The sequence below is a fragment of the Methanolobus tindarius DSM 2278 genome, assembly GCF_000504205.1.
GTDB lineage: Archaea > Halobacteriota > Methanosarcinia > Methanosarcinales > Methanosarcinaceae > Methanolobus > Methanolobus tindarius.
In genome coordinates, this window is the sequence record NZ_AZAJ01000001.1 from 2,184,543 (window position 1) to 2,198,810 (window position 14,268).

Consider the following 14,268-nt stretch of genomic DNA (forward strand, 5'->3'; position numbering starts at 1 on the left):
GCAATGGCAATTCTTCGTATGAACGAGATCAGGGATATGTCCCCGGAAGAAAGAATGGACGAGCTTGACAAGATGAGAGATGAGCTTATTCGCGAGCGTGCCCTTTCATCTGCTGGCGGTGCTCCTGACAATCCAGGAAGGATTGGGGAACTCAGGAAAACCGTTGCAAGGATAAAGACCGTCCAGAGGGAAATGAAGGAGATCTGACTTGGAGATCACTCCTTCAAATCTGGTCTTCCATGAACTAATCGGACTACAGGTGGAAATTGCAGAGTCTGTCAACCCTGCGCTAAAAGCCATCAGTGGAAAAGTTGTCGACGAAACCAGGAATATGCTGATAATTCAAACAAAGGAGAGAACAGAAAAAATGGTTCAAAAAAACGGTACAACCTTTGTGTTTCAGATACCTGCCCACCTGTCCGGTAAACATGCTGAGAGGTATGTCAAAGTGAATGGAAACCTTCTGCTCTCACAACCTGAGAACAGAACAAAGAACATAAGAAAAATACACATGAGGTAATAATCATGGTTAGAGATATTGGATTGGATGTCCCCACTCCTGAAGAAGAGTGCGACGATGTCAATTGTCCATTCCATGGAACACTCCCTGTTCGTGGACAGGTTCTTGTAGGAACTGTTGTTAGCGATAAAATGGACAAGACAGTGGTTATCCAACGTAAACATGAAGTGCTGATCAAAAAGTATCAGAGATACGAGAAGAGGCAATCCAAGATCCACGCACACAATCCTCCATGCATTGATGCAAAGGTTGGAGATGTTGTGACAGTGGTAGAATGTAGGCCTCTTAGTAAGACAAAATCATATGTAGTCATCAAGGCGGAGGCACAGGAATGAGGGGAATTAGATCAACCGTTCCACGTGCACTTAACGCTGGTGCTAAGATCGACTGTGTAGACAATACTGGTGCACGTGTAGTCGAAATTATCTCCGTAAAGGGCTACAGAGGTGTTAAGAACAGACACCCAAGGGCAGGTATAGGCGACATGTGCGTAGTTTCCGTGAAAAAAGGAACTCCGGAAATGCGTAAACAGATTCTCCTTGCAGTGGTAGTACGCCAGAAGCAGGAGCTTCGTCGTCCAGACGGCCTTAGGGTTTCCTTTGAAGACAATGCAGTTGTCATTGTAGACAAGGATGGAATTCCAAAAGGAACCGATTTTAAGGGACCTGTTGCCAGAGAGGCTGCAGAGAGGTATCCAAAGATCGGTACAACAGCATCTATGGTAATGTGAGGTGTGAATAATGGTATCAAATCAGCCAAGAAAACAGAGGAAAGCAAGATATACAGCTCCTCTGCACATCAAGCAGAAGTATATGGGTGCTCTCCTGTCAAAGGATCTCCGTGAAAAGTATGGATCCCGCAGTGCCAACGTTATCGTTGGTGACACAGTAAAACTTATGCGCGGCGACCATGCAGGGACAACCGGAAAGGTTGAAGCAATTTCCCTTAAACACGGTACCATCGTTGTTGAAGGTGTAACAGTTTCAAAAGCAGATGGAACTGAGGTTGCAAGACCGGTGTACCCTTCAAATGTGATGATCACAAACCTTGAATTGAAGGATAAACACAGAGAAGAAGTTATCAGTAACAGGTGATTTTGTGGGCAAACATCAGAAAAGAATATCTGTCCCAAACAGCTGGCAGATATCAAAGAAATCCAACAAATGGATCACAGCAACAAGACCCGGTCCACATAACAAGCAGCAGAGTATTCCTCTTGGTGTAGTCCTTAGGGATATGCTGGGTATTGTAGACACCCGTGCAGAGGCAAAGCGCGTTCTTTCAGAAGGCAATGTGCTCGTTGATGGTGTTGTAAGAAAGGATCTCAGGTTCCCTGTAGGTCTTTTAGATGTAATTACAATTCCTCTTGAGAATGTTGCATATCGTGTGCTGCTGGACCGCAAGGGAAGACTTGAAGTTCATAAGCTGGCAGATATGAATGCAAACAAGCTTTGCAGGATTAACGGCAAGACTATAGTTAAAGGTGGGGCAGTACAGCTTAACCTCAATGACGGTACAAACCTCATTGGTTCTAACGATTATAAACCAAAGGATTCACTTATTCTTACAATGCCTGGCAAGGAAATTGTCAAGCACATAAAGTACGAAGTGGGTAACCTTGCTATGATTGTTGGTGGTAGACACACCGGCGAGATCGGAACCATCAAAGAAATCAACACAGTAAGAAGTTCCAGACACAACACTGTCTCTATTTCAGGTGAATATGATTTTGAGACCATCGAAGACTTCGTTGTTGTTATTGGTGAGAATGAACCTGAGATCAAACTAGGTGGTGAGGTAGTTGAGTAATCCAATGAGAACACCTGTAGTTGAAAAGGTAGTTGTTCACATGGGTGTCGGAGAAAGTGGTCAGCACCTTGTAGATGCTGAAGGCATTCTCGGTGAGATTACCGGACAGACAGTTATCAGGACTTATTCAAAGAGAACTCTTCCAGCATTTGGTATCAAGAAAAATGAACCAATTGGATGTAAGGTCACACTCAGGTCTGACAGTGCAGAAGAGTTCCTTAAAACAGCACTTAATATTGTAGAGAGCAAACTTAGATCATCCCAGTTCGACAAATACGGAAACGTTGCTTTTGGTATTGAAGAACACACTGACTTCCCTGGAATGAAGTATGACCCGCAAATAGGTATCTTTGGAATGGATATCAATGTTGTTGTAAACCGTCCAGGTTACAGGATCAGCAAGAGAAGGATAGTCAAGAGGAAGATCCCATCATCTCACAGAATTACAAAAGAGGATACAATTGCTTTCTTCAAAGACAAATACTCCGTGGAGGTAATTTAAATGGTACAAACCACAAAGAGCTTTGGAAGAGGAGCAAGTGAATGCAAGAGATGTGGAAGAAAACAGGGTCTTATAAGGAAATATGGCATTTACCTTTGCAGACACTGCTTCCGTGAAGTTGCCCACGATATGGGATTTGAAAAGTATACGTGAGGTGAAAGAAATGGTATTATTAGATCCACTCGCTGATGCTTTGTCTACAATTAAGAACGCAGAAGCAATTGGTAAGGATTCCTGTATCATTAAACCCGCATCCAAACTCATAGGCACTGTACTCAAAGTAATGCAGGACCGTGGCTATGTAGGCGAATTCGAATTTATCGAAGACGGTAAGGCGGGTGTTTACAAGGTAGAACTCATTGGTAGGATCAACAAGTGTGGTGCTATCAAACCACGTTATTCAGTAGGTGCTGCAGACTTTGAGAGATGGGAAAAACAGTTCCTTCCTGCAAAGAACTTCGGAACATTGATACTGACTACATCAAATGGTGTAATATCACAGTACGAGGCACGTGAGAATAACGTCGGTGGACAGTTAATTGCATATGTGTACTGATGGAAGTGATGTCACATGGCAAAAGAAATAAAGAAAACAATCGAGATCCCTGAAGGCGTGACCGTCACAATGCAGGGTAAGCTCCTGTCAGTCACTGGTCCAAAAGGCAAGATTGAGAGGGACTTCTGGTACCCTGGTATTAAGATCGAGGTTGCAGGTTCAGAGATCATTGTAGATTCAACAGTCTTGAAAAAGACTCAGAAAGCAATGGTCGGTACCTTTGCATCCCATATCACAAATATGATGAAAGGTGTCACCGAGGGATTCGAATATCGCATGAAGGTCGTTTACTCTCACTTCCCTATGCAGCTTAAGGTTGAAGGGGACAAGTTGATGATTGGCAATTTCCTTGGAGAGAAAAAAGCAAGATCTGCAAAGATTCTTGGAGATACCAAGGTAAAGGCATCAGGTGACGAGGTCATTGTCACAGGTTACAACAAGGAAGATGTCGGGCAGACAGCTGCTAACATCGAGCAGACCACAAGGATAAAGAGATTCGACCCTCGCGTATTCCAGGACGGAATATACACTGTGGAGAAGATAGTGTAGGTGATTTGAATGGATGATAAAGTTAAACGCCTTTTTAAGGTAAGGAAAATCCAGAAACACAAGAAACCTCAGTTCAAGAGAACCGAGAGTCACAAGTACAAGCGTCTGGATGACAACTGGAGGCGTCCAAGAGGTCTTCAGGGCAAACAGCGCAAGGGCATTAAGGCAAAGGGCGCTGTCGCACAGGTAGGCTACGGAAGTCCCGTCGCTGTTAAGGGTTTACACCCATCTGGATATGCAGAAGTTCTTGTCTGTACGATTTCACAGCTTGACGATATCAACGCAGAAGCAGAAGCTGTCAGGATATCTGCAAAAGTTGGTGGAAGAAAGAAGGCACTCATAGAGGCAAAGGCTGCAGAGCTTTCCATAAAGGTCCTCAACCCAACAAGAGGTGAGTAAGATGACCGATCTGTCAAATCAGAAGAGGATTGCTGCGGCAGTTATGGACTGTGGTGTCAACAGAGTATGGCTTGATCCTGAAGCAGCTGAGGATATTGCAGTAGCTATAACAAGGGCTGACATCCGTGAGCTCATTGAAGCAGGCAGTATTAAAGCAGTTCAGGTTAAAGGTGTAAGCCGTGGACGTGCAAGAGTAAGAGATGCAAAGCGCAAGTACGGTCACCGTAAAGGACACGGTAAGAGGAAAGGTAAAAAGGGCGCACGTAATCCTCGCAAGGAGCAGTGGATGAAGAAGATCCGTGCTCTTAGAAAGGAACTGAAACAGATGCGTGAAGATGGCTCATTGGATAGGTCAACCTATTGTAAGGTTTACCGTAAGGCTAAGGGTGGAGAATACCGCAGTGTGGCTCACCTTAAAGCACACCTTGAGTCAGAGAAGCTCATTAAGCACGAGGAATAATCATGGCAACAGGACCCAAATATAAAGTCGCATTCAGGCGACGAAGAGAAGGGCGTACTGATTACCACCAGAGACTCAGGTTACTTCTTTCAAAGGAAGACCGTGTGGTAGTACGCAAGAGTTCAAGGCACATGCAGGTCCAGCTTGTAGCTCCAAAACCTGAAGGAGATGTAACTCTTTCAACTGCAATTTCAACAGAACTTAAAAAGTATGGATATGATGCTCCAACAGGAAACACAACAGCAGCATATCTGACAGGACTGTTATTCGGTTACAAGGCACTGAGTGAAGGATATGATTACGGCGTTCTTGATATAGGACTCCAGGCATCATCTTCTGGATCACGTGTGTATGCAACCTTGAAAGGCATCGTAGATGCAGGATTCGAGATTCCTCATGACTCATCTGTACTTCCTTCAGATGAGAGAGTAAGAGGAGAACACGTAGCAGAGTACATGGAAGGCTCAAATCTGCCTGAACTGTTTGATGCAGTTAAGGAAAAGATCTCTGCAGAGTTCAATTAGGTGATTACATGGCATATGAATATGAAGAAGAATGGGTTCCACAAACAAGACTTGGAAAACTCGTTCAAGAAGGGCAGATCACTTCCATGGACGAGGTAATCGATTCAGGTCTTCCTGTAAGGGAATCCCAGATTATCGATATCCTTTTACCGGATCTTGAGGACGAGGTTCTGGATATCAACATGGTTCAGAGGATGACTGACTCCGGACGTCGTGTAAAGTTCAGAGCAACTGTTATTGTTGGTAATGGAAACGGCTTTGTCGGTCTTGGACAGGCAAAGGATGTTCAGGTCGGACCTGCTATCAGGAAGGCTATCAGCAATGCAAAGATCAACATTATCAAGGTAAAGCGTGGGTGCGGTTCATGGGAATGCGCATGCGGTCTTGAGCACACAGTTCCTTCACAGGTTCGTGGAAAAGCCGGCAGTGTTCTGGTAGAGCTTAAACCAGCACCACGTGGACTTGGTCTTGCTGCAGGAGACACTGCAAGAAAAGTACTTGAAAAGGCAGGCATTAAAGATGTCTGGACAAGGACCGAAGGTACCACCAGGACAACCCTGAACTTTGCAAAAGCTACATTTAATGCACTGGAAAATACAGGTGTTGTAAGAATGCCTGCAAACCATGGCAAGAAGGAGGCTTAAAATGTACGCTTTGATCAGGATACGTGGTGACGTTAATGTCAGAGGCAACATTAAGGATACTCTTAAAATGCTTCGTCTGCACAAGGTAAACCACTGTGTTCTCCTTGCTGATAATCCTCACAACGCAGGAATGATCCAGAAGGTAAAGGACTACGTGGCATTTGGTGAAATCAGCGCGGATTCACTCGCAGAAGTACTTGCAAATCGTGGAAGACTTGAGGGTGACGAAAGACTTACCGATGAGTATGTGGCAGAAAATACTGACTACGACTCAATCAAGTCATTTGCACAGTCAGTTTGCGATGGCAATGCAACTCTTAAAGATGTTCCAAAACTGAAACCTGTATTCAGGCTACATCCACCAAGGAAAGGTCACGCAGGTATCAAGAGAACAGTTCAGCAGGGTGGAGTACTTGGTAACCATGGTGAAGACATCAACAAACTGTTGAGGAAGATGAGGTAATTCCATGACATCAAAGAAAACCAACACAAAGAAGTTCAGAGGTTCACGCACATGTGGTGGCGGAACAACCAAGAACAGACGTGGTGCAGGTAACCGTGGTGGTAGAGGTAGAAGTGGTGAGAATAAACATCATTTCTCCCGTGCAGTACTGCTCGGATACTGCCGTGGACACCAGAGAGGTTTTACACGTCCGTTGAAGGTATTGAACGATGCTTCAATTGTAAACGTCGGTGAACTTGATGAGCTTGCAGATCAGCTTGTTGAAGATGGTTTTGCAGAACTTCAGGATGGCACATACGTCATCGACCTTGCAGTTCTTGATATCGACAAAGTTCTCGGTTCAGGCAAGGTATCAAAGAAGCTTGCCATTACTGCAGCTGAATTCTCAGCCAGTGCTAAAGAAAAGATAGAAGGTGCAGGTGGATCTTGCACTGAGATAGAAGAGTAATGCCATTTGGCATTACCTATTTTATTTTTATATTATCGCAATTTAAAGGGTGTATATTTATTAATGTGTAAATCCATTAAGGTGTACTTTACCTAAAATTGCATGGATTTTTCCATTCAAGGGTGGAATTAATGAGTCTAAAGGATAGTTTGGAACCAATTTTTAATAAATTGCCTGCGGTTGCAAGTCCAGAGGGGCATGTCCATTTCAAAAATAAATTAATGTGGACACTTGGCATTCTTGTGCTCTATTTTGCACTTGCAAATGTACCGCTGTTTGGATTGTCAGCGGATTCGATTGATCTTTTCGAATCCTATAGAGCGTTTTTTGCCGGAGCTTCGGGTTCTCTGATGCTTCTGGGTATAGGTCCTATTGTCACCGCATCCATCGTCCTTCAGCTTTTGGTTGGCGCAGATGTCATTAAACTTGACATGTCCAATCCATCTGACCAGGCATTCTTTCAGGGTGCACAGAAGTTTATGGTCTTTGTAATGATAGTATTAGAGGCTCTGCCACAGATAGCAGGTGGTTACATACAGCCCGATGCCGCTCTTGCAGCTACATTAGGTGTCAATACCGGAGTTATCACATTTATCATCTTTATACAGATATGCATTGGTGGTGTACTGGTACTCTTCATGGATGAAGTAGTTTCAAAATGGGGAATCGGTTCAGGTGTAGGTCTTTTCATTGTAGCTGGGGTATCTCAACAGATTGTTACCGGTCTGTTTAACTGGACCTCAGATACAAGTGGTCTTCCAACAGGTTTCTTCCCTAAATGGATATACATATTGCAGAATGTGGAAGCAGATTTCCTCTTCTCTGGCGATGGAATTATGTTCATGCTGGTGAGCGGTGGAATACTTGCTCTTGTAAGTACGGTAGTGATCTTCCTTCTTGTAGTATATGTTGAAAGTACACGTATCGAAATTCCTCTGGCACACAGTGCAGTAAGAGGTGCAAGAGGTAAATTCCCTGTAAAACTTATTTATGCTTCAGTTCTTCCAATGATTCTTGTAAGGGCATTACAGGCAAATATCCAAATGGTAGGTTTGCTTCTCAGCAGTAAAGGTATTACATTCCTTGGTGAGTTCAGTGGTTCAACTCCTATCAATGGTCTTATGTACTATCTTGCTCCAATTCACAGCCCGTATGATTGGATACCTTCTTTGGTGAGGGAATCTTTTACCAGCTATGGTGCTCCTGTGCCTGCAGCATGGCAGATCATTTTACATGTATTTGTAGATGCAACGTTCCTTATAGCAGGAGGTATTGTATTTGCATTGTTCTGGATTGAAACTACTGGAATGGGTGCAAAACCAACAGCTAAGAAGATCTTTAATTCCGGAATGCAGATTCCAGGTTTCAGAAGAAATATCGGAAGTATTGAAAAGGTTATGATCAGATACATACCAAAAGTAACCGTTATTGGCGGTGCCTTTATTGGTTTCCTGACACTGGTTGCAAGTTTACTTGGTACACTTGGAGGTGCGGGTGGTACTGGTCTCCTGTTGACGGTAAGTATCGTGTATCGTCTCTATGAAGATATAGCATCCGAACAGATGATGGAAATGCATCCGATGGTAAGATCCTTCTTCGGACAGGAATAAAATCAGGTGTAAATTATGAATATTGCGTTATTTGGCCCACCGGGTGCCGGCAAAGGCACCCAGGCAAAAGAATTATCAAAAAAGTATAGTATTCCTCACATTTCAACGGGTGACATTTTAAGAGCAAATGTCCGTGATGGAACTGAACTCGGATTAAAAGCAAAACAGTATATGGACAAAGGCGAGCTTGTACCTGATGAGGTTCTTATAGGTCTTATCAGAAACAGGCTAACTGGGTCTGACTGTGAGACGGGTTACCTTCTTGATGGTTATCCAAGAACTATCCCACAGGCTGATGCACTGACTGATATACTCAAAGAGATCAGCAAACCTCTTGATGCAGTAATTAACATTGAAGTAAGCGATGATGAGCTTGTAAAAAGGCTTAGTGGACGTCGCAGTTGTGCATGTGGTGAGAGCTATCATGTTATGTTCAATCCTCCGGAAAAGGATGGTATTTGCAATGCATGCGGTGCTGATCTTTATCAGAGGGATGATGATAAAGAAGAGGTCATACGCCAGAGACTTGCTGTTTACAATGAAAAGACAAAACCTCTCATAAACTATTATGATGATGCAGGTATTCTTGTCAATATAGATGGTACCGGTGTAGTAGATGCTGTATTTGCAGATATCTGCAAGGTAATGAACCAATTCAAATAAACACAACTAAAAAGAGGCTATCCCTTGGTTACAGAACAATTTAAGAAAAAGCTCGATCAGTTTCTCCTGGCTTTTGGACTATCCCTTATGCTGGGTATAATGATACTTGGTCAGGATTTCAGGGACTCTCTTGGAACAGCAATGAGTGTTATTATGGATCCTGTGGTGGTTATCCTGGGAGCTGATAACCTTCATATTGTTCTGTTCATAATGGCATCCATAACTGCTCTTTATGCCTCCCTCATTCAAAAATATACAATAGACTGGGATCTTATGCGAAACACCCAGGAAAAGATGAGGGTATTTCAGAAAGAGTTCAGGGAAGCTCAGCTTTCCAATAATACTGCTCTTATGAAGAAGATGGAAGAAGAGCGTAAGTCAATGATGGAAGATCAAATGGAGATGTCAAAACAGCAGTTTAAACCCATGGCATATATAAGTATTATTTCTCTTCCTTTGTTCATGTGGGCTTACCACTATATCAAAGGTCATGGTGCTGCTTCACTTGTATTTCCATTTTGGGGAGAACAAATTCTCACAGATCCTGTATTTGGTCCTTTCCAGCATTGGATCTTCTGGTATTTCATCGCATCTCTGGCAGTAAGCCAGTTGATTAGAAAGGCTCTGGATGTCGGTGGCGTCTGAAGTGTTACTGACTATAAGCGGTCTTCCGGGAAGTGGGACTACCACTGTATCCCGTTTACTTTCTGAGAAGTATGGACTTGAAATGATTTCAGCTGGCGAAGTCTTTCGCTCCCTTGCAAAAGAGTATGGGATGACATTAGCTGAATTCGGTGAACTTGCTGAATCTGATGACAGCATCGATCTGAAAATAGATGCACGCCAGAAGGAGATTGCCAACACCCGTGACAACGTTATTCTTGAAGGACGTCTTGCTGGTCATATGGCTGAAAAAGCACTCAAGATCTGGATCAAAGCTTCGGTAGATGTCCGTGTGGAAAGGATTGTTGGCAGGGAAGGTAGTTCTTTTGACGATAAATTAGCTGAAACTATTGAACGTGAAGCATCAGAAGCTATCAGGTACAAATCAATCTATGATATAAACATTGATGACCTTTCTGCTTATGATCTTGTGATAGATTCCCAAAAATGGAATCAGTTTCAGATCACAAACATTGTTTCCATTGCTATTGACAATTATTCAGACATTTGATCAGCTATCTGGCGATTTTTATGAGTAAATATATTCTTCCTTCTGAACAAAAACGAGAGTTATTACACAAAGCGGAAGCTACGACCAGTTCTCTATATGGTTGTTCGCCATATGATCGTCCAATAGAAAAATACATAGAAATGGGCGTTGTAAATCTTGACAAGCCTGTAGGTCCTACAAGTCACGAGGTAACTGCATGGGTCAAGGATATCTTGGAGTTAAACAAGGCTGGTCATTCTGGTTCTCTGGATCCTATTGTGACAGGTGTACTTCCTATTATGCTTGGCAAAGCAACTAAAACAGTTGCAGCATTGCGTCTGTCAGGGAAGGAATACATATGTTTGATGACATTGCATGAGAATGTTCCTGAAAAAAAGGTGCGTAAGGTATGTGCTCAGTTTACTGGTCCAATTTTCCAGATGCCTCCTATAATATCTGCAGTAAAACGTGCTGTGCGTGTAAGGAAGATATACTATCTGGAAGTTCTGGATGTAAAAGAGAAATCTGTGCTTATGCGTGTTGGTTGTGAGGCAGGAACCTATATGCGCAAACTTTGTCATGATATTGGCGTTGCACTTGGCTGTGGAGCTCACATGCAGGAGCTACGCAGGACAAAGACTGGTCCTTTCAGAGAAGACACTCTTGTAACGCTTCAGGAATTAAAGGATGCTTACGTTTTTTGGCAGGAAGATTGTGATGAGTCTTTACTGCGTAAAGTTGTCAGGCCTATGGAAGAGGGGTTATCACATCTTCCTCGTGTTGTTATTCGCGATAGTGCAATCGAGGCAATATGCTGTGGTGCGGCAATTGCGGTACCTGGTATCCTAAGTCTTGATAGTAATATTGAAAAAGATGATGCTATTTGTCTCTTTAGTTTAAAAGGAGAGGCTGTGGCTTTGTGCAAATCTCTTATGAATTCTGAAGAAATGCTTCAGAATGAGCACGGAATCGTGGCTACAACCGAAAGAGTAATAATGGATGCTGGCACTTATGCGCAAGGCTGGCACAGCAAGCCGGCAAAAACATAATGAAACTCGTGTGCCGAGATAGTCTAGCGGTAGGGCGCAAGCCTGGAAAGCTTGTGGGGCATCCGCCCCTCGGGAGTTCGAATCCCCCTCTCGGCGCCACATTCTTTTCTAAATTTATGTAATGAGAACTCTTCATTTTTACATTAAGTGTTGAATACAATAGTATTGGATTATATATTGTAGGCAAAATAGGTAATGACTATGTCTGATGTTAATATATTCCACATAAAAGAAAATCTGGATGTAAATGATGATGGCACTACTATTGTTACATGTCCTGAATGTGAGAATGAAATAAGCGTAGCATTCTGTAACATAGTTGATGACAGCATGGCGCTTGCTGAGTGCATAGATTGTCCGGTGTGCAACAAAATTCTGGATCAGGTACATCCATCTGAAAGCTTAAACAAAAAAATTGCTGATCATGTGGCAAAGGAATTGCTGAAAGGTCTCGAACTCGATTTAAGTAGTGTATTATCCAAAAGATAAATTAGCACAGCAACAAGATGGCCTTTTGTAGCTAATTAGATAAAAAATAATTATGAGTAAGCCAGTGCTTACTCTTGCTTGCGGCGCTGGATAAAGAAAGCCAGTCCAATTATTGCTGCTACAGGAAGTGCAATTGTTGGGAATTCAGGAATAGCTTCTATAGTTCTTGAAGCTGTTTGGAATTCTACTACTCCTCCACCAGCACCAATCTCTATATAATAGCGTGCTCCAACAGGTGCATCTGCATCCATTGTAACTATTATTACTCCATCATCCATGTATTCGCTTCCACCTGGGATGAATCCATCTGGGTTATATGCAGTATTGAAATCAATTGTTATGTCACCGGGAACCGCTTCAGCTGGCGACCCTGCTCTGACGCTTATCTCTTCTACTGTATATTCGAAAAATTCATTATATTCTGAACTGAGTATGGATGATGCATAATAACTAAGTACTACGGAATCTCCTGGTTCCATGTATATAGGATTTGATGCAACTGCATTTCCATCAGCATCATACAATATTGCCTGATAAGCTGTTGCAGTCCCTGCCATGGCTAACAGTACTACTAAACACATAATTAATTTCTTCATTATTTACCCCCCCGTACATTGTACGGATTTTCCCGTTTTTCGGGAAAGTTTCCCATATTATAATTACTTATTTTATGTATTTATATGTAATCATGCTCTGTATTTTGATCCAGTACTGATGCCATGCATTTCAGATCTAATATTCGAAGACTGTTATATTTTTATGCATTCTCTAATAAGCTTTAAATGGGGAATTAATTGAATTTTTTATTTACAGGAAAGTATTTATGTTATTAACTAGTAGTGCATCCTCACCTGTTTCGCTATTCTTAATGGCATGAATACTGTTAAATAAGAACAATGGTATAAACAGGCAAGTTATTCTATTAATCTTTAGAATTGCCTGCTCCGTAATGTCGGAGTGTGTCGAAACTGTGTTTCGAGGCTACAGGACGCATGCGTCCCTAAGGAGGAACAACTAATGGCAGATGAAGAAATAAGACACTTAGTCCGTATTATGAATACTGACCTTCAGGGTAGTCAGCCTGTAATGTACGCGCTGACAGGTATTCGTGGTATTGGACTCAGAACATCACGAATTATAGTTGACAGTACGGGTATTGACCCAAAAGAAACAATCGGTTACCTTTCCGATGAGGATGTTGCAAAGCTCGATGATGCTATTGCTAATTTCGAGAAGAACATTCCAACCTGGATGCTTAACAGATGTGAAGACCCATTAACCGGAGATGACAAACATCTTCTTGGTCAGGACATCATTATGACCCTCAGGGAAGACCTGAACAACCTCAAGAAGGTCAGAGCTTACCGTGGTCTCAGGCACGAGAGAGGTCTTAAGGTCAGAGGTCAGAGAACAAAGTCCACAGGAAGGCGTGGCTCAACCATTGGCGTAAGCAAGAAGAAATAAATAAGGTGATTTTATGGGATATCCAGGTAAAAAAAGAAAGAGTTACGATACTCCAAAACACCCATGGCAAGCTGCCAGGATGGCCACTGAAGTAGAACTCCTCAAGAAGTACGGTCTCCGTAATAAGAAGGAACTCTGGAAAGCAGTCAGTATTCTCAGAAGATACAGAGCAGATGCCCGTAGAATTCTTGCAGAATCCGCTGAAACTGAACTTTCCGGTCACCTTAAGACTGAATCAGATCAGATCCTTGCAAGACTCATAAGGTTCTCAGTTCTCCCATCTGATGCAAATATTGATGACATTCTTGCACTTCAGACCGAATCAATTCTTGAGCGCAGGTTGCAGACTCAGGTTTACAGACTTGGACTTGCAAGAACTCCAAAACAGGCAAGACAGTTTATCACACACGGTCACATTGCTATCAATGGGCAGAAAGCAACTGTTCCAGGAATACTTATCTCCAAAGAAGAAGAGATGCAGATTGATTACTATGGTAACTCGCCTCTGACAAACGAGTCACACGCAGAAAGACCTGCACAGATTGCTACATCAGTAGCAGGAAAGGAGGAGTAATACTATGGCAACAAACGGAATCTGGGGTGTAGCACACATAAAATGCTCATTCAACAACACAATTATTACTGTAACTGATATCACAGGTGCAGAGACCATCGCCAAATCATCTGGTGGAATGGTTGTAAAGGCAGCACGTGATGAAAGTTCACCTTATACAGCTATGCAGATGGCAAGTCAGCTTGCAGATACTCTTAAGGACAAGGGAATTGAGGGAGTTCACATCAAGGTGCGTGCACCAGGTGGAAACAAACAGAGAAGCCCAGGTCCTGGAGCTCAGGCTGCAATCAGGGCATTTGCCAGGGCAGGTATCAAGATCGGAAGGATACAGGATGTAACACCTGTACCACATGATGGTACACGTCCAAAAGGCGGTAGAAGAGCATAAATAA

26 protein-coding genes and 1 tRNA gene are annotated in these 14,268 nt (G+C 42.8%); 26 read left to right on the plus strand and 1 reads right to left on the minus strand.

All coding sequences use genetic code 11. The features are described from left to right. Positions 1 to 3 precede the first annotated feature (3 nt). The 23 genes from rpmC to METTI_RS10595 all read left to right on the plus strand — a co-directional run bounded on the left by rpmC (position 4) and on the right by METTI_RS10595 (position 11,838). The gene (gene rpmC, locus METTI_RS10485) at positions 4 to 207 is read left to right on the plus strand and encodes a 50S ribosomal protein L29 (RefSeq protein ID WP_023845798.1); all 204 of its coding nucleotides are present in this window, start codon (positions 4 to 6) and stop codon (positions 205 to 207) included. 1 nt (position 208) lies between these two features. Beyond that, complete coding sequence (rnp1, locus tag METTI_RS10490) at positions 209 to 520, plus strand: ribonuclease P protein component 1 (RefSeq protein WP_023845799.1); 312 nt, start codon at positions 209 to 211, stop codon at positions 518 to 520. A gap of 5 nt (positions 521 to 525) precedes the next feature. After that, positions 526 to 855, plus strand: a complete 330-nt coding sequence (locus METTI_RS10495; protein ID WP_023845800.1) for a 30S ribosomal protein S17 — start codon at positions 526 to 528, stop codon at positions 853 to 855. Beyond that, positions 852 to 1,250, plus strand: coding sequence for a 50S ribosomal protein L14 (locus tag METTI_RS10500; RefSeq protein WP_023845801.1), 399 nt, complete (start codon positions 852 to 854; stop codon positions 1,248 to 1,250). The genes METTI_RS10495 and METTI_RS10500 overlap by 4 nt, the downstream gene beginning before the upstream one ends. Positions 1,251 to 1,260: 10 nt before the next feature. Beyond that, positions 1,261 to 1,614: a 50S ribosomal protein L24 gene (gene rplX / locus METTI_RS10505; protein ID WP_023845802.1), complete on the plus strand. Its 354-nt coding sequence runs from the start codon at positions 1,261 to 1,263 to the stop codon at positions 1,612 to 1,614. A 4-nt stretch (positions 1,615 to 1,618) separates the two neighbouring features. Next, positions 1,619 to 2,329 carry a 30S ribosomal protein S4e gene (locus METTI_RS10510; protein WP_023845803.1) on the plus strand — a complete coding sequence of 237 codons (711 nt, stop codon included), beginning with the start codon at positions 1,619 to 1,621 and terminating at the stop codon, positions 2,327 to 2,329. A gap of 4 nt (positions 2,330 to 2,333) precedes the next feature. Beyond that, a complete protein-coding gene (locus METTI_RS10515; protein ID WP_023845804.1) occupies positions 2,334 to 2,831 on the plus strand; it encodes a 50S ribosomal protein L5 in 498 nt (165 codons plus the stop codon). Further along, the gene (locus METTI_RS10520) at positions 2,832 to 2,984 is read left to right on the plus strand and encodes a 30S ribosomal protein S14 (protein WP_023845805.1); all 153 of its coding nucleotides are present in this window, start codon (positions 2,832 to 2,834) and stop codon (positions 2,982 to 2,984) included. A gap of 10 nt (positions 2,985 to 2,994) precedes the next feature. Further along, positions 2,995 to 3,387: a 30S ribosomal protein S8 gene (locus METTI_RS10525; RefSeq protein ID WP_023845806.1), complete on the plus strand. Its 393-nt coding sequence runs from the start codon at positions 2,995 to 2,997 to the stop codon at positions 3,385 to 3,387. 15 nt (positions 3,388 to 3,402) lie between these two features. Then, positions 3,403 to 3,936, plus strand: a complete 534-nt coding sequence (locus tag METTI_RS10530; RefSeq protein WP_023845807.1) for a 50S ribosomal protein L6 — start codon at positions 3,403 to 3,405, stop codon at positions 3,934 to 3,936. A 9-nt stretch (positions 3,937 to 3,945) separates the two neighbouring features. Continuing rightward, positions 3,946 to 4,335 (plus strand): 50S ribosomal protein L32e, encoded by a 390-nt coding sequence (locus tag METTI_RS10535; protein WP_023845808.1) that lies wholly within the window; start codon positions 3,946 to 3,948, stop codon positions 4,333 to 4,335. A gap of 1 nt (position 4,336) precedes the next feature. Next, on the plus strand, positions 4,337 to 4,795 hold the full coding sequence (locus tag METTI_RS10540) for a 50S ribosomal protein L19e (protein WP_023845809.1): 459 nt from the start codon (positions 4,337 to 4,339) through the stop codon (positions 4,793 to 4,795). 2 nt (positions 4,796 to 4,797) lie between these two features. Beyond that, a complete protein-coding gene (locus METTI_RS10545; protein ID WP_023845810.1) occupies positions 4,798 to 5,319 on the plus strand; it encodes a 50S ribosomal protein L18 in 522 nt (173 codons plus the stop codon). An 8-nt stretch (positions 5,320 to 5,327) separates the two neighbouring features. Then, on the plus strand, positions 5,328 to 5,963 hold the full coding sequence (locus tag METTI_RS10550; RefSeq protein WP_023845811.1) for a 30S ribosomal protein S5: 636 nt from the start codon (positions 5,328 to 5,330) through the stop codon (positions 5,961 to 5,963). A 1-nt stretch (position 5,964) separates the two neighbouring features. Then, positions 5,965 to 6,426: a 50S ribosomal protein L30 gene (locus tag METTI_RS10555; protein WP_023845812.1), complete on the plus strand. Its 462-nt coding sequence runs from the start codon at positions 5,965 to 5,967 to the stop codon at positions 6,424 to 6,426. A gap of 4 nt (positions 6,427 to 6,430) precedes the next feature. Beyond that, the gene (locus METTI_RS10560) at positions 6,431 to 6,874 is read left to right on the plus strand and encodes an uL15m family ribosomal protein (RefSeq protein WP_023845813.1); all 444 of its coding nucleotides are present in this window, start codon (positions 6,431 to 6,433) and stop codon (positions 6,872 to 6,874) included. Positions 6,875 to 7,005: 131 nt separating this feature from the next. Then, the gene (gene secY, locus METTI_RS10565; protein WP_023845814.1) at positions 7,006 to 8,484 is read left to right on the plus strand and encodes a preprotein translocase subunit SecY; all 1,479 of its coding nucleotides are present in this window, start codon (positions 7,006 to 7,008) and stop codon (positions 8,482 to 8,484) included. Between the two features lie 15 nt (positions 8,485 to 8,499). Further along, positions 8,500 to 9,147 (plus strand): adenylate kinase, encoded by a 648-nt coding sequence (locus METTI_RS10570; RefSeq protein ID WP_023845815.1) that lies wholly within the window; start codon positions 8,500 to 8,502, stop codon positions 9,145 to 9,147. Positions 9,148 to 9,171: 24 nt separating this feature from the next. Beyond that, positions 9,172 to 9,792 (plus strand): DUF106 domain-containing protein, encoded by a 621-nt coding sequence (locus METTI_RS10575; RefSeq protein WP_023845816.1) that lies wholly within the window; start codon positions 9,172 to 9,174, stop codon positions 9,790 to 9,792. Position 9,793: 1 nt separating this feature from the next. Further along, positions 9,794 to 10,321 (plus strand): (d)CMP kinase, encoded by a 528-nt coding sequence (gene cmk / locus METTI_RS10580; protein WP_048135382.1) that lies wholly within the window; start codon positions 9,794 to 9,796, stop codon positions 10,319 to 10,321. 20 nt (positions 10,322 to 10,341) lie between these two features. Next, complete coding sequence (locus tag METTI_RS10585) at positions 10,342 to 11,349, plus strand: RNA-guided pseudouridylation complex pseudouridine synthase subunit Cbf5 (RefSeq protein ID WP_023845818.1); 1,008 nt, start codon at positions 10,342 to 10,344, stop codon at positions 11,347 to 11,349. A 12-nt stretch (positions 11,350 to 11,361) separates the two neighbouring features. After that, positions 11,362 to 11,448 (plus strand) — tRNA-Ser (locus METTI_RS10590). Positions 11,449 to 11,550: 102 nt separating this feature from the next. After that, positions 11,551 to 11,838, plus strand: coding sequence for a hypothetical protein (locus METTI_RS10595; RefSeq protein WP_023845819.1), 288 nt, complete (start codon positions 11,551 to 11,553; stop codon positions 11,836 to 11,838). A gap of 68 nt (positions 11,839 to 11,906) precedes the next feature. On the opposite strand, the gene METTI_RS10600 is transcribed toward METTI_RS10595, so the two are convergent. Continuing rightward, a complete protein-coding gene (locus METTI_RS10600; protein WP_023845820.1) occupies positions 11,907 to 12,434 on the minus strand; it encodes a PEF-CTERM sorting domain-containing protein in 528 nt (175 codons plus the stop codon). Positions 12,435 to 12,855: 421 nt separating this feature from the next. On the opposite strand from METTI_RS10600, the gene METTI_RS10605 reads away from it, so the two are divergent. Genes METTI_RS10605 through METTI_RS10615 form a run of 3 tightly spaced genes read left to right on the plus strand, consistent with a single transcriptional unit; the run spans position 12,856 to position 14,264 of the window. Beyond that, positions 12,856 to 13,302 carry a 30S ribosomal protein S13 gene (locus tag METTI_RS10605; RefSeq protein WP_023845821.1) on the plus strand — a complete coding sequence of 149 codons (447 nt, stop codon included), beginning with the start codon at positions 12,856 to 12,858 and terminating at the stop codon, positions 13,300 to 13,302. Between the two features lie 13 nt (positions 13,303 to 13,315). Then, positions 13,316 to 13,876 (plus strand): 30S ribosomal protein S4, encoded by a 561-nt coding sequence (locus METTI_RS10610; RefSeq protein WP_023845822.1) that lies wholly within the window; start codon positions 13,316 to 13,318, stop codon positions 13,874 to 13,876. A gap of 4 nt (positions 13,877 to 13,880) precedes the next feature. Further along, positions 13,881 to 14,264 (plus strand): 30S ribosomal protein S11, encoded by a 384-nt coding sequence (locus tag METTI_RS10615; protein WP_023845823.1) that lies wholly within the window; start codon positions 13,881 to 13,883, stop codon positions 14,262 to 14,264. Positions 14,265 to 14,268: the final 4 nt, after the last annotated feature.